The sequence below is a fragment of the Bartonella sp. AA2SXKL genome, assembly GCF_042197205.1.
Taxonomy (GTDB): Bacteria; Pseudomonadota; Alphaproteobacteria; order Rhizobiales; family Rhizobiaceae; genus Bartonella.
Map to the genome: position 1 here is coordinate 134,850 of NZ_JBHIRN010000001.1, position 22,159 is coordinate 157,008.

The 22,159-nt window shown below is 36.7% G+C and carries 14 protein-coding genes; 7 read left to right on the forward strand and 7 right to left on the reverse strand.

Going from position 1 to position 22,159, the window contains the following annotated elements; translation table 11 throughout:
* The first annotated feature begins 93 nt into the window (after positions 1-93).
* From ACFINS_RS00510 to thpR, 3 genes are all read left to right on the forward strand, one after another.
* The gene (locus ACFINS_RS00510) at positions 94-492 is read left to right on the forward strand and encodes a PTS sugar transporter subunit IIA (protein ID WP_375611386.1); all 399 of its coding nucleotides are present in this window, start codon (positions 94-96) and stop codon (positions 490-492) included.
* Between the two features lie 17 nt (positions 493-509).
* Positions 510-803 carry an HPr family phosphocarrier protein gene (locus ACFINS_RS00515; protein ID WP_012754483.1) on the forward strand — a complete coding sequence of 98 codons (294 nt, stop codon included), beginning with the start codon at positions 510-512 and terminating at the stop codon, positions 801-803.
* A 628-nt stretch (positions 804-1,431) separates the two neighbouring features.
* Positions 1,432-1,971 carry an RNA 2',3'-cyclic phosphodiesterase gene (gene thpR, locus ACFINS_RS00520; RefSeq protein WP_375705750.1) on the forward strand — a complete coding sequence of 180 codons (540 nt, stop codon included), beginning with the start codon at positions 1,432-1,434 and terminating at the stop codon, positions 1,969-1,971.
* A 106-nt stretch (positions 1,972-2,077) separates the two neighbouring features.
* Here thpR and grpE read toward each other — a convergent pair whose 3' ends face one another.
* Positions 2,078-2,740, reverse strand: coding sequence for a nucleotide exchange factor GrpE (grpE, locus tag ACFINS_RS00525; RefSeq protein WP_375606140.1), 663 nt, complete (start codon positions 2,738-2,740; stop codon positions 2,078-2,080).
* 124 nt (positions 2,741-2,864) lie between these two features.
* The gene (gene hrcA, locus ACFINS_RS00530) at positions 2,865-3,935 is read right to left on the reverse strand and encodes a heat-inducible transcriptional repressor HrcA (protein ID WP_273790224.1); all 1,071 of its coding nucleotides are present in this window, start codon (positions 3,933-3,935) and stop codon (positions 2,865-2,867) included.
* Between the two features lie 364 nt (positions 3,936-4,299).
* Here hrcA and rdgB point away from each other — a divergent pair, with 364 nt between their 5' ends.
* Entirely contained in the window at positions 4,300-4,947 is a 648-nt protein-coding gene (gene rdgB / locus ACFINS_RS00535) for an RdgB/HAM1 family non-canonical purine NTP pyrophosphatase (RefSeq protein ID WP_375675462.1), read from the forward strand.
* Entirely contained in the window at positions 4,944-6,143 is a 1,200-nt protein-coding gene (gene hemW / locus ACFINS_RS00540; protein WP_375700772.1) for a radical SAM family heme chaperone HemW, read from the forward strand. The genes rdgB and hemW overlap by 4 nt, the downstream gene beginning before the upstream one ends.
* 1,603 nt (positions 6,144-7,746) lie before the next feature.
* Here the strand turns inward: hemW and dapE are convergent.
* From dapE to ACFINS_RS00555, 3 genes are all read right to left on the reverse strand, one after another.
* Positions 7,747-8,919, reverse strand: a complete 1,173-nt coding sequence (gene dapE, locus ACFINS_RS00545; protein ID WP_375705751.1) for a succinyl-diaminopimelate desuccinylase — start codon at positions 8,917-8,919, stop codon at positions 7,747-7,749.
* 222 nt (positions 8,920-9,141) lie between these two features.
* Positions 9,142-9,888 (reverse strand): M48 family metallopeptidase, encoded by a 747-nt coding sequence (locus ACFINS_RS00550; protein ID WP_375705752.1) that lies wholly within the window; start codon positions 9,886-9,888, stop codon positions 9,142-9,144.
* 31 nt (positions 9,889-9,919) lie between these two features.
* A complete protein-coding gene (locus ACFINS_RS00555; protein ID WP_375612802.1) occupies positions 9,920-10,699 on the reverse strand; it encodes an alpha/beta hydrolase in 780 nt (259 codons plus the stop codon).
* A gap of 196 nt (positions 10,700-10,895) precedes the next feature.
* Here ACFINS_RS00555 and infC point away from each other — a divergent pair, with 196 nt between their 5' ends.
* Positions 10,896-11,414 carry a translation initiation factor IF-3 gene (gene infC / locus ACFINS_RS00560; protein ID WP_026500140.1) on the forward strand — a complete coding sequence of 173 codons (519 nt, stop codon included), beginning with the start codon at positions 10,896-10,898 and terminating at the stop codon, positions 11,412-11,414.
* A gap of 593 nt (positions 11,415-12,007) precedes the next feature.
* Entirely contained in the window at positions 12,008-13,774 is a 1,767-nt protein-coding gene (locus ACFINS_RS00565; protein ID WP_375611377.1) for an ABC transporter ATP-binding protein, read from the forward strand.
* Positions 13,775-15,210: 1,436 nt separating this feature from the next.
* Here the strand turns inward: ACFINS_RS00565 and ACFINS_RS00570 are convergent.
* Positions 15,211-19,869: a translocation/assembly module TamB domain-containing protein gene (locus ACFINS_RS00570; protein ID WP_375705753.1), complete on the reverse strand. Its 4,659-nt coding sequence runs from the start codon at positions 19,867-19,869 to the stop codon at positions 15,211-15,213.
* Positions 19,869-21,833, reverse strand: a complete 1,965-nt coding sequence (locus tag ACFINS_RS00575) for an autotransporter assembly complex family protein (protein WP_375700770.1) — start codon at positions 21,831-21,833, stop codon at positions 19,869-19,871. Before ACFINS_RS00575 ends, ACFINS_RS00570 begins: the two co-directional genes overlap by 1 nt.
* Positions 21,834-22,159 lie beyond the last annotated feature (326 nt).

The following is a 22,159-nucleotide window of genomic DNA, read 5'->3' on the forward strand; positions in this document are numbered from 1 at the left end:
TGCAAATTTTTCTTGGCAGCAAGATAAAGCCTTGTACAATGTCTTTCCCACCAACTATGGTTGGGTCTTATTAGTTAACAGGAGTTTGCGTAAATGATTGGACTCGTGCTTGTAACGCACGGTGAGCTGGCTGTCGAATTTTTACATGCCGTGGAACATGTTGTTGGAGTACAAGAAAAGTTCGCAACAATATGCGTTTATCCCGATGACGATATAGATCAGCGCCGAGGTGATATTATAGCCGCAGTAACCGATACAGATACGGATCATGGCGTCATCATATTAACAGATGTGTTCGGTGGAACACCATCAAATATAGCTATTCCTGCTATTGAAAAAGGACGCGTTGAAATGATTGCGGGTGTTAATTTGCCCATGCTTATTAAACTGATTTCTATTCGCAAATGTCCTGATATTTCATTATCAGACGCGTTAAGAATAGCACAAGAAGCAGGGCGTAAATATATTAATGTACCAAGTATGATTTTATAGCGGATAATAAAATACCAATGTTTTCCAAAGATACCCTCCCATGTATAAGTCGTCATTTCAATATCTGTAATAAACGTGGGTTGCATGCACGTGCTTCTGCAAAATTTGTACAAACTGTTGACAATTTTAATGTTACTGTTGAAGTTGAAAAGGACGGGAAAATTGTTGGCGGATCATCAATTATGGGACTTATGATGCTAGCGGCTTCATCCGGTTGCAACCTCACCATTCGTGTTTCAGGACCAGAAGCAACAGATGCTCTTAATGCTCTTGAAAAGCTCATCAATAACAACTTTGGAGAGGAAAACTAGTGCTTTTTCATCATAAACAAAGATGATAATTCTTAGAAAATAGGAACTTTCCGTCATTATTTTGAATTTTAATTTCTCTTCCCGCTTTTATACCAATATTCATATCCATTATAGATTGGCATAATTATCATAAATGTAAAAGCTTATAGTAATTTTGTTATGCTCGATTTTTTTCTTCCTTTCCTAACATTATTTGACCAATTTGAATAGTTTTGCGTATTATGGCTATTCCCCGACTTAATCATATAATTAAATTTTTACAGAAAAGAGTACTCTTTACCTTGTATTAAAGTATGCTTTATTTTAGGCTAAAGATAAATGTCAAAATAATTTCGCACATCAAAAATCTATCAACTTTTCTTATTTTCTGCTAACTTTGTAGCCTTTATAATACACAAGTAATCTTCCATTGCACATCATTGTGATACAGATCCTGAAAACGCAATTCTTATCAATATCATAACCATTTTCTTAAAACAAATAAGCTGTGTATATTCATAATTATGGTAAGCATTTTTTAAACATTATTTTTCTATACTATTGCCTTATGTTCTTTGGTAGACAACTCACTCTCGTTATCTATCATTGTGCTTGGAGTGGCATCTTTTCATTGTAAAGAGGTAATATTGTGGGTCGTCTATTTAGTGCCCTTCAAATTCCTCAACAAACAACACAACAACTTGTGTCGTTGCAAAGTGGCTTACCAAATACGCAGTGGATTAATTCGCAAAATTTTCATGTCACCTTATCTTTTTTTGGCAAAGTTGAAAGTTCTACCGCAGATATACTTATGCACGCCTTTGACACAATAAAGCTCTCTCCTTTTATGCTACAAATAGATGGTTTTGATATTTTTGGTTCAGAAAATACTGCCCCCTCTCTTGTTATTCGCATTAAACCTTGTAAAGCTCTCAATCTTCTACACGAAAAGATGCAATCTATCCGTAGCCATTTAGGTCTAACACCTGATGAAAGAGAATTTACTCCACATATTACTATTGCGCGACTGCTTGATACTAAACCTGAAGACCTTGTTCCTTATCTGTTCTTTCGAAGGAATTTTTCATTTCCTCCTTTTGAGGTTGATCATTTTGTTTTATTTTTATCGCCATTTCCCTCAAGCGATGCCGTGTATGTTGTAAAAGGAAATTGGCCACTTCAAAAATAAAAGGGTGTTTGTCACACCCTTTAAAAACTCTTTGAGAAAAGACCCTATATATATGAAACTGCAGGGAATACTGCATTTTACGATAGAGGTTTGTTATTGATGTGTTTTAAGCCGAATCAGCTTCAACAGAAGCTTCTTTTGCTCCTCCTTTAGCTACACCCACTATAGCTGGACGTAGCACCCTTTCCCCGATAATATAACCTGCCTGAACCACTTGTTGAACAGTATTATCTGGAACATCAGCATTGGGAATTTCAAACATCGCTTGATGAAAGTGAGGATCAAATTTTTGCCCCTCTGGATGAATTTTTTGCACCCCATGACGTTCTAATGCTGCCATCATGGCACGTTCAGTCATTTCAACGCCTTCTGCTAATGATTTCAAACCAGCATCACTCTCCCGTGCACCTTCTGGAATCGCTTCCAAAGCACGATTGAGATTGTCAGAAACCGATAACATATCCCTTGCAAAATTAGCAATGGAATAAGCCTTTGCATCCGCCACATCTCGCATAGTACGGCGTCGAAGATTTTCCATATCTGCAACAAGACGTAAAAGCTGATCTTTCAGTTCTTTATTTTCATCCTGCAAAGACGCTAAAAGATCACTAACCTCATTGCTTTCTGTTTCAACGACTTCGTGTTCCTCTGTTTTATGTGTTTTTAAAAATTCATCGGCTGCCTGTTTAAGTGTATTACGATCAGCTGGATTTTTTAAATCACAATTTTCAAATGAAGCGTCAGTAAATTTGTTTTTTTCATCAGACATAAAAATTTTATTCCTTCATAAGATTCGTTATTCTCGATATCGAAATTCTACAGACAAAAATCAAGGGGTAGCAATGTATATAATACAATGAGCTTTTATAGTACAAATACTTACTTGCATCGTTTTAACGCAATAACTGTGACACAAGTTGAGCTGTATAATCAACCATGGGCACGATCCTTGCATAATTAAGCCGTGTAGGACCAATAACACCTAAAGCACCAATGACTCTTTGTTGTGAATCACGATAAGGTGCTACAACTAAAGAAGAACCAGAAAGTGAAAATAACTTATTTTCTGAACCAATAAAAATTCTAACCCCAGAACCTTCATCCGTTAAATCGAGAAGCTGTGCCATACTCTCGCGCGTTTCAAGATCATCAAACAAATGGCGTAACCGTTCTAAATCTTCTTCTGCTTTCACATCTTCAAGTAAATTGCTACGCCCGCGAACAATGAGGTGTATTTTATGATCAGCATCTTCTCCTCCCCAAAGAGCTAATCCCGTTTCAACAAGATGATGTGATAAATCATCAAGTGCGGCCCTTGTTTCTGCGCATAAGCGGGCAATTTCCCCTTTAGCTTCACTCAATGTACGCCCTTGAATATGGGCATTGAGAAAATTCGTTGCTTCCGTCAATTGTGCATGGGTAACCCCTTCTGGTAAATGAACAATACGATTTTCAACTTCACCTTGTTGAGTCACCAAAACGGCAAGAGCGTGCTCCCTATCAAGGCGCACAAATTCAATATGTTTCAATGTTCCTTCTTGTTTTGTTGCTAAAACAAGCCCTGCCCCACGTGAAAGATCTGAAAGAACTCGGCTTGCTTGAACAAGAAAATGTTCAACCGATTGTGCATGACCAGCCTCTTTGACTTGCATTTCAATATTTTCTCGCTCTTCGTTTGGCAAATCACCCGCTTCCATAAATGCATCAACAAAAAAGCGTAAACCTGATTGTGTTGGCATTCGACCCGCAGAAACATGTGGTGCATAAATCAAACCGAGGTGTTCAAGATCACTCATCACATTGCGAATCGTCGCAGGCGATAATGTCTGTTGTAAAAGCCGCGAAAGATTACGTGATCCTACAGGTTCACCATCATTAAGATAAGCTTCAACAATATGGCGAAAAATATCACGCGAACGTTCATCAAGATATTTTAGTTCATTATCAATAGTTTTGTGCTTCATCACAATTGTTTCACTACTTTTAAAATCCTCATCTCTTATATAAGTTTTGCCAAGGTTTGGTCAAATAGTCTAAAGTAGTATAAAAACATATTATCCTATTGAGCTGTAAAATGCTACCTTTCAGAGTGATGCTTGATAAATTACGCAGGAAATATTTTTGTTAGAGTGTGTGAGAAATATTTAAGATTAAGAATTGATCTGTAAAGTGGTCTGCTGTAGGGACTTGTCAAGAGAATCTAGCTTGATTAAAAACCGCTGTAAATAGAAAATTTCACCCTTTAGAGCAAGCAGAATGTGTGTGTATGAGCATTTAAACCGTTTTTAGCACAAAAATAATTCCCCTTTCATTTTTGGAGAAATCTATATGAGAAGCATAGCAGATAAAAAACTTGTCATTGCTACACATAACACCGGAAAATTGCATGAAATCACTACTTTAATTACGCCTTTCGGTTTAATAATACAATCGGCAAAAAAACTGGGCTTGCCAGAACCAAAAGAAACGGGAAAAACATTTGAAGAAAATGCTTATATTAAAGCTTTTTCAGCAGCAAAAAAAACAGGACTTCCTGCCCTCTCTGATGATTCAGGCTTAGAGATAGATGCATTGGAGGGTGCGCCAGGCGTTTATACCGCTGATTGGGCAATTCAAGCCGATGGTACACGTAATTTTCCAAAAGCTATGAAAAAAATAGAAAATGAACTCCAAAAAGTCGGAGCACGAGAAAAAAGTCAACGGAAATGCCGTTTTATATCCGTCATTTGCATTGCATGGCCTGATGCTCATGCAGATTACTTCCGTGGATGCGTTGAAGGAACGTTCATTTGGCCTCCACGGGGAGATAAAGGCTTTGGTTTTGATCCTATTTTTTTACCCGATGGATATGAAAATACCTTTGGAGAAATGTCAACAGAGCAAAAACACAACTGGAAACGTAATGATCTTCCCCCTCTTTCACATCGCGCACGTGCTTTCAAACTTTTGGCAGAAAACCTTTTAGCATTCTCATGAATGAACCTTTTGGCATTTACATTCATTGGCCCTTTTGTGTAGCTAAGTGTCCTTATTGTGACTTTAATTCGCATGTTCGCATCCATGGTGTTGATCAACCACGTTTTGTCACCGCCTTTAAGCGCGAAATAGAAACGCAATACCACAAAATAGGCCCACGCCATATTACAAGTATTTTTATTGGTGGAGGAACCCCTTCCCTTATGGAGCCGCAAACTGTCGATGCCCTATTGCAAGCACTTGCAAAAAAATGGGTAGTCGATGATAAAGTTGAAATTACATTAGAAGCTAATCCATCCAGTGTGGAAGCAGAGCGCTTTCGTGGATACCGTGCGGCAGGTGTTAATCGCTTATCTCTAGGGATACAAGCGCTCAATGATAAAGTATTGCGCAAACTTGGCCGACTCCATAATGTGGAACAAGCTCTTTGCGCTATTACTTTAGCACGGCAAATTTTTCCACGTTTATCTTTTGATCTCATTTATGCCCGCCCCGAACAAACCCTTGAACAATGGAAATCTGAACTTGTACAAGCAATTGATTTAGCAGCGGACCATCTTTCTCTTTATCAATTGACGATCGAAGAAGGAACCGCCTTTAAACGGCTTCATGATGCAGGAAGACTTATCCTTCCCCCATCAGAGCTAGCAGCAGATCTGTATCATCTTACTCAAGAAATAACGGCACTACATGGACTTCCTGCCTATGAAATCTCAAACCATGCAATGCCCGGTGCCGAATCAGCACACAATCTTCTTTATTGGCGTTATCACCAATATGCAGGCTTTGGTCCAGGAGCACATGGACGTTTCATTGAGCATACACCGAATCATTCCTCTTTCTGTTCAAAAACATTGTCATCACACCTTGAAAACCGCGAACGTTATGTCACAATAAATGAAAAGCATCCCGAACAGTGGCTTAATTTGGTAGAAACAACAGGACATGGCTGTATTGAAACGGAACATTTAACCACTGAACAACAGGCAAATGAAATGCTCCTTATGGGATTACGCCTTTGCGAAGGCTTAGAACTTATACGCTATGAAACCTTAAGTCCCAAACGCATCCCTATGGAAAAACTGATCGAGTTACAACACCAAGAATTGATAGAAATGGTGGATAACCAACGCTTAAAAGCAACAGCCAAAGGACGTATTGTTCTTGATCACATCATCAGCCAACTCGCAAATTAAAGTTTTTATAACAACATACTTATTTTAATCATAATTATCATTTTTCATAGCAAGGTGAGACTAGAATATTGTGAGATTCTCTCATTTCAAAACTATTTATAGCAAGTTAGTTATCGCCATTTGCTTACACCTTAAAAATAGAGAAGCATGTGGATAAAAACCATAAAAAAGGAGTAAAAAGGCCTCTTATGAACACTCTTAAGTGCTAAAAGCTATTGCAATATTTTGAGCTAGAAAGTGTATGGTGCTCTAACTTTATTTTTCATAAACATAAAGATGGGGAGGCATTATAGATTTTATATTACAACATTCATAAGCACCGTAGTAGCACAAATGTGACAAACATTGAGAAAATTTCTTTAAAACAAGTACGTGAATGCATAATACGATAATGTATTTTTTCTTTATGAAATCGTGCCACCATTAAAAGAACCAGAGAAATAAACATGAAACCATGCATCAATTTCTGATTATTTAAAAAGATATTACTCTAGATAATTTTGAAAACCGTAAAGCTGAATAAAAGAGAAAGTAAAAAAGAACGCTGATTTTCACCTTTATACCTTTATATTTCCCCTCAATCAGGTTGTGGTTGTATGTCTGTTTCAGAGATTATAAAAAATAGATATACACAATGCTTTTATCCTATTCTGGCATGTAAAAGCTGTTATCGCAAAAAATACTGAACCAATATTTATTTGAGATACGCAGCCGTATGATCGGTATTAATTTATAGGTAACAGCAACATCATGAGCTTTACTAAACAAATAATGCACTCAAATGACAAATATACTAAATATGAATCGGTATTGCTTTGTTAGCGAGTGAAACGATGTTAATCTCATATGATCTTACTTGTATGCGTATATGCTTATAAGTGTCTATACGCGTCCTTTAAAGTTATTTAATTAAAAAATTGAGAATAATACTAGGACAATCCTTGGCTAAAGAAGTCAACGTGATGCTACAAAAGAATTTCTGTGTACCTTTATCATAACCAATATTAAAGCTGATTAAATAACCTCACCTTCTATCTCGTAATGATATTGCAACGGAAGTTCTTGGGGACAAAAAAAGCAGAGCAAAATATATGAAATAAAATAAACTTAAAGCGCTTTTCCTATAGTCTTTATTCTAAGAGAGTCTAATTGGAACAAGAAGTGCCTTTTGTGAGAGCTCAGAAACCATATTAAAACATGAGCTGTGAATGAGCGCATTTATGTTGTACGAACTTTTTACAATAGCAGCATGTTTTTGTGTGTCTTCATGGCTTCAACCTGTCACTACACAATGATGATATAATATTCATTGTTTTCCATATATGATTGCACCGCCTTTCTACACCTTAAAGAACGAATATTTTCAATCCAATATGGTCTAAACAGTTCTGCTTCTTCAAGCAGGTCTCTTTTGGCTTTTCAATTATGTAATTCACTTAACTTAAAGACTCTACAGGCAAGAATCCCAACTTAAGAATATTCATTACTTACTCTAAGACTACTTAATATATTAAGTTTTACGAGTCTCGTATCACCACACCATAAATGGCAATATCTTATGGCACAACAAGATAAAGGTATTTTTGAACCAGCAACCTTTTCTTTATGCAAAAAATTCAATAATAAAACGCTCATAAATAGTAGTAAGTGTTTCCATTGCATCAAGGGCTACACACTCATCTACCATATGCATCGTTTGCCCTGGTAAGCCAAATTCAACCACTGGGCAATAATCCTTAATAAATCGCGCATCTGAAGTACCACCAGAAGTGGAACATTCTGGTATATTCCCTGTTACACTTTTAATAGCATTGGATAAAGTTTGAATGAGTTTATCATTTTTGGTCAAAAAAACATCTCCTAAACTTGGAATCCATTCAAGCTGATAAGAGGGATATTGATCACCATTGTTTTTTGATTGCACCAAAGCAAGACGCTTTTCAATTTCCTTCATCAGTGTTTCTTTTGTCCAAAGATCATTGTAGCGTATATTAAAATGAACTGTTGTCTGCGCTGGGATAACATTGACCGCTAAATTACCGGTATCGATGCTTGTTAGCTCTAAATTACTGGGTTGAAAATTTTCTGTCCCTTTATCTAAGACGATTTGTGTCAATGCTTGAATAAGCTTACTTGCCAAAGGCAAGGGATTGGCAGCCCTCTCTGGAAAAGCAACATGACCTTGACGACCCTTCACGGTAATGACACCAGAAATCGATCCGCGGCGACCAATTTTGATAATATCACCAACAGTCTTTACGCTTGTTGGTTCTCCCACAAGAGCCGCAGTCCATTTTTCGCCTTTTTTTTCTGCCCATTTGAGAAGTTTTACCGTACCATTAACAGCAGGTCCTTCTTCATCACCTGTAATTAAAAGGCTTACCCTTCCTTTAATGGACTGTTTCTCAAGAACTCGCGCTAGAGCCGCAATAAAACAAGCGATACCACCCTTCATATCAACAGCACCCCGCCCATATAATTTCCCCTGATCTATAACAGCTTCAAAAGGTGGATAAGTCCAATCTTCCAATGCGCCTGGCGGTACGACATCCGTATGACCCGCAAACATAAGATGGGGTCCTTCACTTCCCATTTTTGCATAAAGATTTTCAACATTATCTGTATTTTTATCCGTAAAAATAGGGCGATCGACGTGAAATCCCATTTTTTTCAAAAATTGTTCCAAAGTTGATAAAGCCCCTGCTTCATGAGGTGTAACAGAAGGACAACGAATAAGTGCCTGTAATAGCTGAAGTGGATCTGTAAGAACAGACATAAGGTCCCTTCCCATTTTTTATAAGTCATCGGAACTTAGAGTTACTACGCTGAATTACAAAAAAGATAAAGCAAAAACATTGAAGACACTCAGCAAACCAAGCAGGGGAGAACAATCGTGCTGAGAGCTTCAATGGCTTCCTCATTATGCATGAGCAAGCACACACTCAACAAAACACTCAACAAAAAGTTCCGTTAAATATTGCCTTCATTTGAAAGTTTTTTACGCCTCTAAATTATATGAATCAAAATTAATTGCATGCAGTCTAGGAGCATTTTCTTTCAACCAAGCACGATATGTTTTACTATCAGGACATAGCTCTTCACAAAGAGCCCAAAATCTTGGCCCATGATTCATTTCAACAAGATGAGCAACTTCATGGGCAACAACATACTCAACAACTTCTTTTGGTGCCATAATAAGACGCCAAGAAAAAGAAAGACGCTTATCGATTGAACAAGAGCCCCAACGACTTCTCGTATCTTTATAACAAATGGATTTGACTTTACGCTCTACCTGATGAGCATAAAGTGCCACCAAAGGCGTTATAATAAGCGCCGCTTGTTTTTTCAAAACGTCAGCAATGCGTCTTGGGAGATATTCTAATTGACCATAAACAATAATTTCAGGCCCTTGCTCCGCATCTGCTGTAATGATTTCTGTTACCCCACGTCCCTCTCTATGCTTTATGGTATGAGAAACACCCAATAAGGGAATTGTCGCCCCCTCTTTGAGATAAGCATTTTTATGAGAGATTTGTACATGAGCAAGACGTGCCTCAATCCAAGATCGATGCTTTTCAATAAAATTTTCAACCGCATAAAGATTTATTGCTGGTGGTGTTGTTACACAAATCTCCTGACTTCTGGCATCAATACGTAAGGTAAGACGGCGCGCATACTTATTTTCCCGCACCCGTACAGGTACAGAGCGCTCAGAAAAAATAAAATGCTGTTTAGAAATGCTCATATATTTTTATCTTCATCAATAAATGTACCCCTTATTTTGCATTAATCTGATTAATAAAAGATCTCAATACTGTTTCAAGGCAATCTAAATCTTGTGGACGAGAAAAGCGATGATCTGCATCACGAACAAGTGTCAATGTTACATCATGGAGAGGTAAATGATCAAGTAAAGTCAATGTATGCTGATAGGGAATATCTTCATCTTCCATCCCTTGTAGAATATGGACTGGACATCCAACATCAATGCATCCTTTCATAACACAATTTTCGCGCCCATCTTCAATCAATGTTTTTGTAAAGGGCATTGGCTCTGTATCATCAACTGCAGGTCGTTCAATATAGCCTTTCTCCTCCAAAATCTTCCATTCTTCTGGGCCTAATTTTGGTTCCACCAATGTTTGTGTAAAATCAGGTGCTGGAGCAATCAATATCATGCCAGCAAGCTTCTTATTTTTCTGTGCTAGCATCATTGCAAGCCTTAGCGCAATCCACCCCCCCATAGAGGAACCAATCAAAATTTGTGGACCCTCACAATAGGTTTCAAAAGTCGCTAAACTTTCCTTAACCCAACGCGAAATTGTTCCTTGAAAAAAATCACCTTCAGATTCTCCATGTCCAGAATAATCAAAACGTAAACAAGACAAATCATTCTTCTGAGCAAACTGATCAACTAACGTTGCCTTACTTCCTAACATATCGGATTGATAGCCAGGAAGCCAAACCAAACCTGGAGATTGGCGCCCCTTGCGATAGCGTACTGCAAGTGCGGTGTTCTCAAATGAAAAAAACTGACAAGGAATATTTTGATCCATGATTTTTTATCCTCTATAAAACAATTTCTTTAAATTAAGAGAAAAACTTTTATAATCTAAATCATTCCAAAAAGTAATAAATCAAATAATGAAAATAACACGAATTATAGTTGTTTTTAGGTACATAATTGTATATTAAATTAACTGTAGTTGAATCAAAATTTAAGGAGCATAAACCATTCGTAAACCGTTTAAAATGACACCTACCCAAAAAGACGGACCACGTTCAAATCAGGATATTCGGGTACCTCATGTTCAGCTTATCAATGATGAGGGACAACATCAGGGAGTTGTTGCGATACAAGAAGCTCTTGCTATGGCTGCAGATGCGGGACTTGATTTGGTTGAAATTGTACCAAATGCGGAGCCACCTGTATGTAAAATCATCGATTTGGGAAAATTAAAATATCAAACCCAAAAAAAAGCTGCTGAAACACGTAAGAAGCAAAAAGTCATCGAAATCAAAGAGATTAAGATGCGCCCAAATGTTGATGTCCATGATTATGGAGTTAAACTCAAGGCTGTTCATCGCTTTATTGATCATGGTGATAAAGTAAAGATTACTTTGCGTTTTCGTGGTCGTGAGATGGCTCACCAAGATCTTGGATTAAAGCTTCTTCAGCGTGTAAAAGAAGATACAAGTGAAATTGCCAAAATCGAATTGGAGCCAAAGCTTGAAGGCCGGCAAATGATGATGGTGATAGCACCTAAATAGTTTTGCATTGGAATAATATTCGCATGCAACGCATCAAAATGATGTGTATAGTATTATTTAGAAGCACCACATAGAATTTTTGTGGTGCTTTTAAGGTTTTATAAATGTGTATAAATCCTTTTAAGAGTTTAATAATGCTTTATCAATTTATAAGAAGAATTCGTTATTTTGCATATTAATGAGAAAGCTCAAACATTGTAAGGTCTTCTTATTTCAATCTCTCTTATCATGCAATGCGGCAAAATTGTTTGCTTACACATCACAAATGGAGATGATACATAAAATTATTAAAAAAGCAGAAATGTTTTTTGTGAACCATTTCAAGTGCCAAAGACTATCACAATATGGAAATTGGTAAATACAATAGAGAAACTCGCCGGTACCTTTTATTGAAAACTAAAAATAATGATGAACAACGAATTTTCGTTATACCTTTCACAGAAACTTTGCACTACATTCTTCACTCTCACCGTAGTGAAATTGATGAATGAACCTTGAAAGAAAAAGCTATTTTTGTAAAAAAGATTAAGGGGCTTTTTAATTAAGAGTGTTTCAATCTTGCATAAAATAATGAGAGAATATAGAAACTCTTCATGGCTAAAAAACAAATTTCCTCTTTTGACAAACATCTTATTATCCGCCTTTTGCGAGAAAATTTTCGTAAACATATGCGTTGGTACAGTGCGGCTATCTTCTCAATGATCATCATTTCTTGTACCACAGCAACCAGTGCATGGATTATGCGGGATGTTGTTAATCAGATTATTGATGCACAAAATTTTCCTATGATTGTTTTGATTTCTAGCTTCATTGCTTTTATCTTTATTCTCAAAGGAGTTGCAACTTTTTTCCAAACTTACTTTCTAAACAAAGCAGGCAATAGTATCATTGCTGAACAACAGCGTAAAATTTTTGCACGACTTATGGAACAAGGTGTCTCTTTTTATCATAATAACACTTCATCTGATCTTCTTGTTCGTGTAACTCATAACGCGACAGCCGTACGTAATATAATTGATACTATTATCACAACTTTTGTACGTGATTTGCTTTCCGTTAGTGGTCTGTTGCTTGTCATGTTCATTCAAAACTTTGTGTTAATCTCCATTACTTTAATCGTAGGACCACTAGCTTTTTTAGGCGTTCGAATGGCTTTAAAACGCGTTCGCAGCTTGATGGAAAAAGAACTCCTTTCACTTGGTGAAATTATCAAAATCGTACAGGAAACGGCTGTTGGTATTCGAATCATCAAGGCCTTTTCACTAGAAGAAATCATGAAAAAACGGATGGACAAAGCCATTTGTGATGTTGAAAAACAAACAAACAGTATTGCAACACTCGAAGCTATTACCAATCCAATTATGGAAACACTCACGGGTGTTGCCATTGCAGGTATTATTTGTTTTTCCGGTTATCTTGCAACCCAACGCGCAGGTGTTCAAGGTGAATTTATGTCCTTTATTGTTGCTTTACTTTTAGCTTATGAACCCGCAAAAAGACTAGCAAATGTACGTGTTAAAATTGAATCTGGCTTGGTCAATATCCGTACGATGTTTGAAATACTCGATTGTCCCCTTACAGTTGTAGAACATAAAGAAGCTAAAGATCTGAATAAAACGCAAGGAACTATTCGTTTCGAACATGTTTCTTTTGCATACACTAATAACAAAATGATATTGAAAGACATCAACCTAGAAATAGAAGCCGGAAAAATGACAGCATTGGTGGGACCATCCGGTTCGGGAAAATCAACCCTTATCAACCTTATTATGCGCCTCTATGACCCCACAAAAGGACGCATATTGATTAATGATCAAGACATTCGCTACACAACATTTCGCTCTCTGAGAAACCTGATGGCCTATGTAGGACAGGATACTTTTCTCTTTCAAGGAACTGTTAAATATAATATCGGGCTTGGAAAAGAAGGGGCTAGTGATGACGAAATTATCGAAGCAGCAAAAGCAGCAAATGCTCATGACTTTATTATGAGTTTGCCAAATGGTTATGATACACAGATAGGTGATAATGGCTGTAATCTTTCAGGGGGGCAAAAACAACGACTCGCTATCGCTAGAGCAATGATTCACGATAGTGAAATTCTGATTCTTGATGAAGCAACAAGTGCGCTCGATTCACACACCGAAGCACAAATTAATGAAGCCATTCACCACCTTACTAAAGGACGCACAACGATCATTATTGCTCATCGCCTTTCAACGATTGCTCGTGCTCACAAAATTGTGGTCATACAAAATGGACAACTGATTGAACAAGGTACTCAAAAAGAATTGCTAGCAAAAGAACATGGGTTTTATAAAAAACTTCATAATATCCAGTTCAAAAAACATACCCCCTAATTTCTAGATCCTTAAATAAGATTTGAAATAAAAAATGGATAGAAGGTAATGCTCCATTTATAAAAAAAGACTTGTTATCAAGAAAAAGCATTACTTCAATCAAGAAGTGGTAAAGAATTTATGGTTTATTGAAAATAAAATTCTTGGATTTAGATGAAAACTTTACTCGCTATTTTGTTGAATACAAAAGATAAGATGTAATTTGCTTATTGCAAATTTTCTTTATATTTATGATGAATCAATTAAAAGCGCTTGTTGTACGTCATAAGAGATATTGGTATATGCATAAAAACTCTTAAGATAAGCAATAAAAATACCTTTACACTTTCAAGTGAAAAGATTGTCAGCAACATGAAAAGCTGGAAAATAGAATGATAATGCCGGCTTATAGCTTTAGTAAATACTTATACCTTTATTAATAACGGTAGTGTAGATTTTATACCATTCATAAGAGATACTTTATACCATTTCACAAGCAATCTTATGAAATAGACTCAAGCGCACACTGAGAAATGTTCCTTTAAAACAAGTACATAAACTTGCAACACAATAATGTTATATTTTGGAGTATTCTGTTTGGGGAGCTATTCGTTATAAGAAAAGTGATCTTATTCCAGACACAATAAACAAAATCTAAAATAATAGGTAATTTTTATTATTAAAAAATATTGCTTTAAATGCGTTTGACAATAAAATCGATATCTTATGAATTCTCTGCTTGCCTCACGTTTTTGACGGTCTTTAATGGAATCATGTCCTTCACGTAAAAACAGAATGCCATTGTGTTGCAAATTCACGTACTTGTTTTAAAGAGACCTCTCTCAAAGTCTTCCCTAAGCCCATTCGCAATAACATTCGTGAATTGTATAACGATAAATCCATTAACCCCCTCTATCTTTACGCTTATGGAGTAACAAGCCGACACCACTCACACTATTCTGCCAGTCCCTAATGTTGCGACAGCTCTTAGCTCTCGAGATGATTCATAAGAGGCATTTTTAGTTATTTCTTAATAGTTTTATCCACACAGGATTCTCCGCTTGTAGCATACAAGCCGAATGATTTTGATTGATTCAATACGAAAGAGATTCGTACGATATTCAAAGTTCTAATTCAAGTTGAATAACAATAAATTATCTTTATAAATCAATATATTGCACACACTACATTCTTTAGGCAACAGCACGATATGGGCTTGAAAACAAGGTAAGGTATTTCTCTAAAATAAATATATAGCAGCAAAATAACATACTATCTTTCGTGAAGATTTTGTCCCTTTAGAGAATAGCATAACAAAAATCAAATATTTCAGATATATCTCTTCACGCCTCAACAAAAAGCTTCTTCTTTTATAGGATTTCTAGTCTATGCCTCCTTCCTCAGATTTAGAAATGAGAGACAAAAAACAAAGAAATTGTTTTTTTAAAATTCAATCTTTAATAATCTCTTTCATAAAAGAGACCTATACTAGAATTTTGTTCATTTCCTATGGCACCTTTAGCTTTGAGATGACGCGAAATATCTAAATTAATTGTCCCTTTCGTCGTTCCATCAGACCCTGCTTCAAAGCCCAAATAAATATTATTGTGTATGTAGCGTCCAATACGTAAGCCTGTATTCCCTTTCTCATTAACGATAACATCAAGATCATCAAGTCCAATTTTAGTTCGTAAAGTATTCAACAAAGATGTATTAGAACTACCTGCAAGATCAGCCGCTGCTGCTGCAAGTTGAGCAATCTGAAATGGTGATAATTCATTAAGAGAGCGTTTAAAAATCAAACGCGCCAAAATCTCATCCTGAGGCAAATTTGGTTGTGATGAAAAATTAATATCAAGATTATCAACCGTCCCACTTACAGTTACAGTGACGCGAATATCACCACTGTTATTGTTGGTTACAAAATAAACCGTAGGATTAAGATTACCACTAAAACTCGCTTGTCCTTGATCAAAATTAAGACGTTGCGACAGGATATCAAAACGTCCACGAATCATTCTAAATTCACCAACTGGATGCACATCATTCAATGGACCTGCTAGATTAATGCGTCCTCCCAGTTCAGCATCTAAGCCTTTTCCGCGTACAAAAAATTGATTGCGTGCTGTAATACGCATGTTTGATAGCACGACAGATGAAGATTCTTGTGTAACTATACGGCTTTTGCTTTTGTTCGTGTTCTTAACATCAGCACGTTCAAGTGTTGTTTGAATCGATTTAGTTAAATTCTTATTTCTAACATCAAGAAACTTGGCACTTTTAAAATGATCAGGAACAAAAACTTCAGCTTTTTCAACGATGATATCACCACCAAGAACAAGACTATTTAAAAAATGACCTGTCATTGTCATCTCACCTGATAATGTTGCCAGAATCATAGAACCATCATTATAATTGGCATTATCAAGATGAAATATCAAATCTGTCTCTAGACCATTAGAGATACGACCTGAAGCAGAAATTCCTCCCCCCTCAAACGAAGAAGCTGAAGCTTTTTCTATAAGGATATGATCACCTTTCAATTTGCCTTCAATCGTTATATTATTCAATCCTACATTTGTTTGTGAATCAAAAAAGCTACCGTCGCCTATAGAAATATTTCCTATCAATTGTGGCTTTGATAATGACCCATTAAGAGCTGTATCAATTCTTGCTGTACCCGTTATATGTGCACCACGCTTGGCTAATAAGAGATTAACAAAATCAAGAGGCATTATCCCTTTAACGTTTAATTTTGCCTCTGAACCATTAAGAGATACAGGCCCATGAATGGAAAGATCTAATCCTTTATCTCCAGTAGCTATCATATTTTCAATATGAAATGTCGATTTTTTATAAGAACCACGAGCATTTATATTGATTGACATCGGTCCTTTATGCGTCATAGCGGTTAAATTTTGACTAGAAAGCTCAAAATGAGCAGATGGATCCTTCATTGTTCCACCAATATCAACTTTACCTATCACTGTCCCATCAAGCGCTTGTCCTGCAATAAAACCATTCGCCAAACGTGCAGATAAATTTTGCAAATTAATATGAAGATCAAGCGCATTTTTCTCTAGAGATACACGCCCCTGAGCTTGTGCTTGTACTCCTTCTCCTGTTAAATTTGCATTCAAAGTAAGATTTTGATCTACAGTGTTTCCCGTAGCAGAAAGAGAAAAAGGCATAATTTTTTTATCTTGAAAAGCAACGGTTGTCAGTCCCTCACCTTTTATATCGTAAGTTATATCAGGTTTTTTTAAATGACCACGAATCATAACCTGCCCTGTTACACTCCCTGCTGCTCCAAGATCGGATTTCCACAGATTGACTAAAGCAGCAGGAAGCGCATTCATTGTAAGTTGTAAATTCAGGGTATCTTGAATATTTCCTGCTAAAATGATGTTGCCTCCATTTATTGCAATTCCTAATTCATTGATTGTCATTCCATCTTTATCAAAAGAAATTATAGATGGCTTCGGCAATGTTGCATGAAAAGTATGTTGTTTTAAGTCCACAGCTTCAATTTGCACTTCTCGTTTTATACTTTCTGGAAGTTCCTCAACCATTAAACGACCAGAAAGCCTTGCATTGAGAGTATCATGCAACATCGCTTGGACAGTAAAAACCGTTTGTCCATTATTCCTATCAGCGTGAGCATTTAAACGATTGACCATTACCAAAGGTGTTTGAATATGTTCTGCATTGATAACTCCTTCAAACTGAGTCATGCCAAAAGGATCGAATATGTCAGCATCTATTGCCAATTTTTTTATTTTATTCTTGGAAAAATTCAAATGGTTAACATGCGCCTTCACATTGGTTTTTTGTCTGCCATTTTGTTCATCAAAAATAAAATCTCCTTTTACTTTTCCACTACCATCCTGCAAAAATAACGCTGAAAGTACGGAAATATCATCGGCATCAATATGCAGCGCTCCTTTCAAAAAACCGCCAAGTTGTTGAGAAAGATCACCCGTTATTTTTGCACTTCCCCCTCTAATATCGATATTTTCAAGTTTTCGAATTTTATGAGAATCTTCAAAAGAGGCCGATAAATGCAAAGGTTTCTTAGCAAAAATTCCTTCACCTTTTACCACCCCTGTTAAAGAAGTAACTGGTGCTGTATTATCTACAAATGCATCTATGTTAAATGTTGTGTTTTGAAGTTTCTTCCCTACAATTAATGCTTCAGAAATATGGGCACGTGTATTTAGTTTTATATGGCTATTGCGCCCTCTCGCCGTACTTTGAATTGTAAGTGCACCGCTTATCTTTGAGTCTAATTTGGACAAATCAGATATTTGAGCAGATAGATCCATTTTAGCGCTTTCATCTGAAAAATAACCATTAGCCTCTATATTTGTATATTGATTTTTCAAATTAAAATGACGTAAAGTGAAGCCCTTTGTATTTCGAGCAGTGCCACCTGAAAGAGTAGTATTTCCTTTGAATAAACGATCAAAAGACTGCACGCCTATTTTCATATCGTCAGCCATTCCTGATAATTGGAGATCAAAAATGCCACTCAATAAACTGATCGTTCCTTTGGCTTTAATATCTGCATTACCAGAAAGTGATTGTTTACTGAACACTTCCAAAGGAGTTAATGTTTGAGCTTTTAAACCGAGATCGCCTTTAAAAACAAAATTCTCCATTGTCCCTTTTAACCAAGAAGAAAAACCCTGAGCCGTAACACTCAGATCATGAATCAAAATTGGTTTGTTCGAAACAATATCCGTATCTAAATGCACATGAACCGCTTGGCTTAAATTTTCTACTAACGCTCCCTTAATCTTTTTAACCCCTTGAAGCGTCCCTTTAACCTGAACTCCAACATGACGAGAAGCTGCATTATCAAGATTTTCGCTTACTCCTCCCATATCAAAAATTGCATCGCGAATATAAATATTTTTATTGCTTAAATGATTTACAACCAACCGCCCATTCCAAGATTGTTGACCTTCGCGACCATAGTCAATGTTCAAAGCAAGAGTATTCGCAGGTTTTGGCACTTCTGATATAGGTAAATGAATAGACTCCTTTTCGTTATCAAGAGCCATTTTGCCATCAACAAAAAGCCGTCGCAAGAATCCATCAGCGGTTATTTCAGCATTGGCTATAACATTCATTGCTTTGTTCTGAATAACCATCTGATCAAGGTGTGTCACACCTTCTTTTGTTCTTCTTGCCTTTGCTTTTAATGTTATATCAGATTCGAAGAGACTACGATATTGAACAGGTATTAAAGGGCTCAGTGTTCCCTCTAATTTCGTAGAAAAACTCTGTCCTTCTGGAACACTTGCAAGAATAACATTACCATCTAAAATAGAATGATGATCGGACTCTAAAGAAAGTTTGATAACCAAATCATCAAAAGTACCATCACCTTTCACGACGAGACTTAATGCTGGACGTTGTTCAATGTTAAAAATATTCGCCAAAATACCATTTTGTGGTTCGTTAGCAGAAATATCAATTTGAGCTGTACGATTACTATCAGATATCTTGGTGAGAACAGAAAAAGAACCCGGTGCATCTAAACGATGCGCCGCTATATCGACATCAAAATTACCACCAGCCAAGGTGAAATTGCCTTTTAAGGACATATCAGCAGAAAAACCAAAAAGATTCTGTTCAAATGTCACATGTTGAGCTGTAAGCGTATTGATAGAAAGAGCAAGCGGTAATTTTGGTAAAGAGAATTTACCAGTCTCAAGGGAAGAAACAAAAGAAGAATTGCCTTGCGGTTTGCGTAAAAATGTAACCTGTTCTGCCGAAAGCTGGTTAATATCCATCCGCCCTCTCAGCAACGCTAGACGATTCCAATCCATTTTAGCATTGGTAATTTTAAGCCAAACCCCTTTTTTATCACTGACAGTAATAGTATCAATTGATGTTTGAGAAGACAGTGTCCCTTGCATATTGTGTAAACGAACTTGACGATTAGGCGCTGAAAGCTTTCGTTCAATTAAAGAAACAAACCATGAGCGATCATCTGTTTTCATTTCGCTAGAGGGAAGAATGTCTCCTCTTTGCGCAAAAACAAAACTACCCACCCCAAAAAACAAAAATACAAAGAAGAAAGCTGATAAACGTACACCTTTTTTCATTAAAATGCTTGCCCTATACCCACATAAAAACCAATGCGAGGGTCACCCTTCTCTCTCTTTAAAGGAAAGGCTAAATCAACGCGTAAAGGACCAAGACCCGTCATATAACGACCTCCTATACCGGCTCCCCATTTAATTTTTTGAGAAAAATCAAAATTCGCCTTTTTCCCTACTAAACCTCCATCAAGAAAACTGACAAACCCTATTTTATCATTTAAAGAAACACGCAATTCTGCTGACCCCTCAATAAGCGCCCGTCCACCAACAACCCCATCATTTTCTGTTTTGATACCAATATTACGGTAAGCATAACCACGAACAGAGCCCCCACCACCAGCAAAAAAAAGCGTATTTGCGGGTACTTGTGCTGTATCATTCCCAAGAATTGTACCAAGCTTTGCCCGCGCAGCAACAACAAAACGATCCCCTTCATCCAACGCCCAATAAGAACGACCTTCTGCTGTTACTTTTGCAACAAAGTTGCTAAAACGCATCTCATAAAAAGGCTCAATGAAAACTTCACCATATAAACCTTTTGTTGCATTAAACTTATTATTACGACTATCGTAAATCAAGCCGCTAGGGAAACCGATTGTTGTAAAATTACGGCTCCCAAAATAGATATCACGTGAATAACCATTTGAAACTTCTACAGCAGCCTGTCCCGATAGATTACCATTAAAAATATGCGTAATACCTAATTTTCCTTTGATGGCTTTTGTCGTATAATTTTCTAAAACATCTTGTTGTATTTTTAATTCTGATCTGAAATCTGTATCTGGCGTGAGTACACCGGGCTTTACAAATGTAGCACCGAAAAGATAATCAAAATTTTTAAAATTATATGATTGCTTTTTATTGCTACCAACACCACTTATTTTTGTTTCAATTTTAAGAGTCTCTGCATGACCCAAAAGATTGTTATGCATCCAATAAGTCTCAAAACCAGCACCGTCTAAAGTTGAATAGCTACCGCCTACACCAAAACGACGCGGTTTACGTTCTTGTACAACAAGTGCAAGCGGTAAACTACCATCTAGATTAATAGTATCAGCCTCACGTATATTGATAGCACGAAAAACACCAAGGCGCGCAAGACGTTCATTTGCCTTAGCTAACGCATCAGAATCGTATATCTGCCCTGGTTTCAATCCGGTCATCCACGCGATATAAGCTGAATCTACACGTGGTTTCTTACTTATATTACGCACACTTAAAGGACCATAATAAGCCTTTTGTCCAGGAGCAACAACAATCCGTCCTTCAACACGCAACGCAGCATGGTCAGCCACGACTTCACTCTTCATAATTTTAGCTTTAGCATAACCTTGTTGCCGCCATCCTTCTATCGCCCATTTTTCTGCTTTCAAAATGGTTTCAGATTTAGCAATAGCCCCAAATTTATAGCCCAATTCTTCAATTGTGGGCATTTTATGCGCTTTACGTTTTTCAAACGGAGCTACTTTATCAATATTGGCAATACTAAAAACATATTGTGGACCAGCATTAATTGTAATAACGATATTCGATTGTGCTGGAAGTTGAGTTACCGGACTTAAATCAGCGACTTCTAAGCCATTAATTTTAATACTAATAACACCACCATAGCGTCCATCAGCATAAAGAGCAGAAAGAATTGCTCGATAATCTGAACGCGCCTTGGCGAGCAAACCAGAAGAACTGGCGGATGCTTTCTCTTTATCAGCAACAAGAGAAGAAACAGTTTTAACTATTTTTATACCTTCTAATGGTGCACCTGGCGGTGCAACAACATCAACTTTATAAAATTTCTCTGTACTTTTGGCATAATGTGAAGAAGAATTTGTTTTCTTTTGACCAAAAAGAGGGATGCCGAAAAAATCAAATGCAGCAAGTGGCTGTGGAAAAGAAAAAGTAAAACACAAGCCTATAAATACACAGCGCACAGTCCCTGATTTTAACAAAATTCTTGTCTGGTATACCATAAAATCAGATACCTTATAATACACTTTGCATCTACTACGCTTTAAATAATATAAAAATAAGAAAGGTAAATATAATTACTTTGCACATTTTACACGTTTTATCACATCAAATAACACTCTGCGATACATAACGTTATCCTCCCCTTATATTTTCATAAAATTTTGCACTGTTGTATAACACGAACAGTCTCATTCTTTTTTTCTTAACATATTTATTTAGCTTATTATAAATGTTTTATTGCGTCCCATATCATCATGGTTAAATTTGTACAAATGACTTTCCATGGGAATGCTAAAAAACTGCCCACGTATATAGTTCTCTCTAT

Bases quoted from the DNA above. Each gene is read 5' to 3' on its own strand.
- ACFINS_RS00510 (WP_375611386.1), top strand. From the start codon at position 94: ATGATTGGACTCGTGCTTGTAACGCACGGTGAGCTGGCTGTCGAATTT.
- ACFINS_RS00515 (WP_012754483.1), top strand. From the start codon at position 510: ATGTTTTCCAAAGATACCCTCCCATGTATAAGTCGTCATTTCAATATC.
- grpE (WP_375606140.1), bottom strand. From the start codon at position 2,740: ATGTCTGATGAAAAAAACAAATTTACTGACGCTTCATTTGAAAATTGT.
- hrcA (WP_273790224.1), bottom strand. From the start codon at position 3,935: ATGAAGCACAAAACTATTGATAATGAACTAAAATATCTTGATGAACGT.
- rdgB (WP_375675462.1), top strand. From the start codon at position 4,300: ATGAGAAGCATAGCAGATAAAAAACTTGTCATTGCTACACATAACACC.
- hemW (WP_375700772.1), top strand. From the start codon at position 4,944: ATGAATGAACCTTTTGGCATTTACATTCATTGGCCCTTTTGTGTAGCT.
- dapE (WP_375705751.1), bottom strand. From the start codon at position 8,919: ATGTCTGTTCTTACAGATCCACTTCAGCTATTACAGGCACTTATTCGT.
- ACFINS_RS00550 (WP_375705752.1), bottom strand. From the start codon at position 9,888: ATGAGCATTTCTAAACAGCATTTTATTTTTTCTGAGCGCTCTGTACCT.
- ACFINS_RS00555 (WP_375612802.1), bottom strand. From the start codon at position 10,699: ATGGATCAAAATATTCCTTGTCAGTTTTTTTCATTTGAGAACACCGCA.
- infC (WP_026500140.1), top strand. From the start codon at position 10,896: ATGACACCTACCCAAAAAGACGGACCACGTTCAAATCAGGATATTCGG.
- ACFINS_RS00565 (WP_375611377.1), top strand. From the start codon at position 12,008: ATGGCTAAAAAACAAATTTCCTCTTTTGACAAACATCTTATTATCCGC.
- ACFINS_RS00570 (WP_375705753.1), bottom strand. From the start codon at position 19,869: ATGAAAAAAGGTGTACGTTTATCAGCTTTCTTCTTTGTATTTTTGTTT.
- ACFINS_RS00575 (WP_375700770.1), bottom strand. From the start codon at position 21,833: ATGGTATACCAGACAAGAATTTTGTTAAAATCAGGGACTGTGCGCTGT.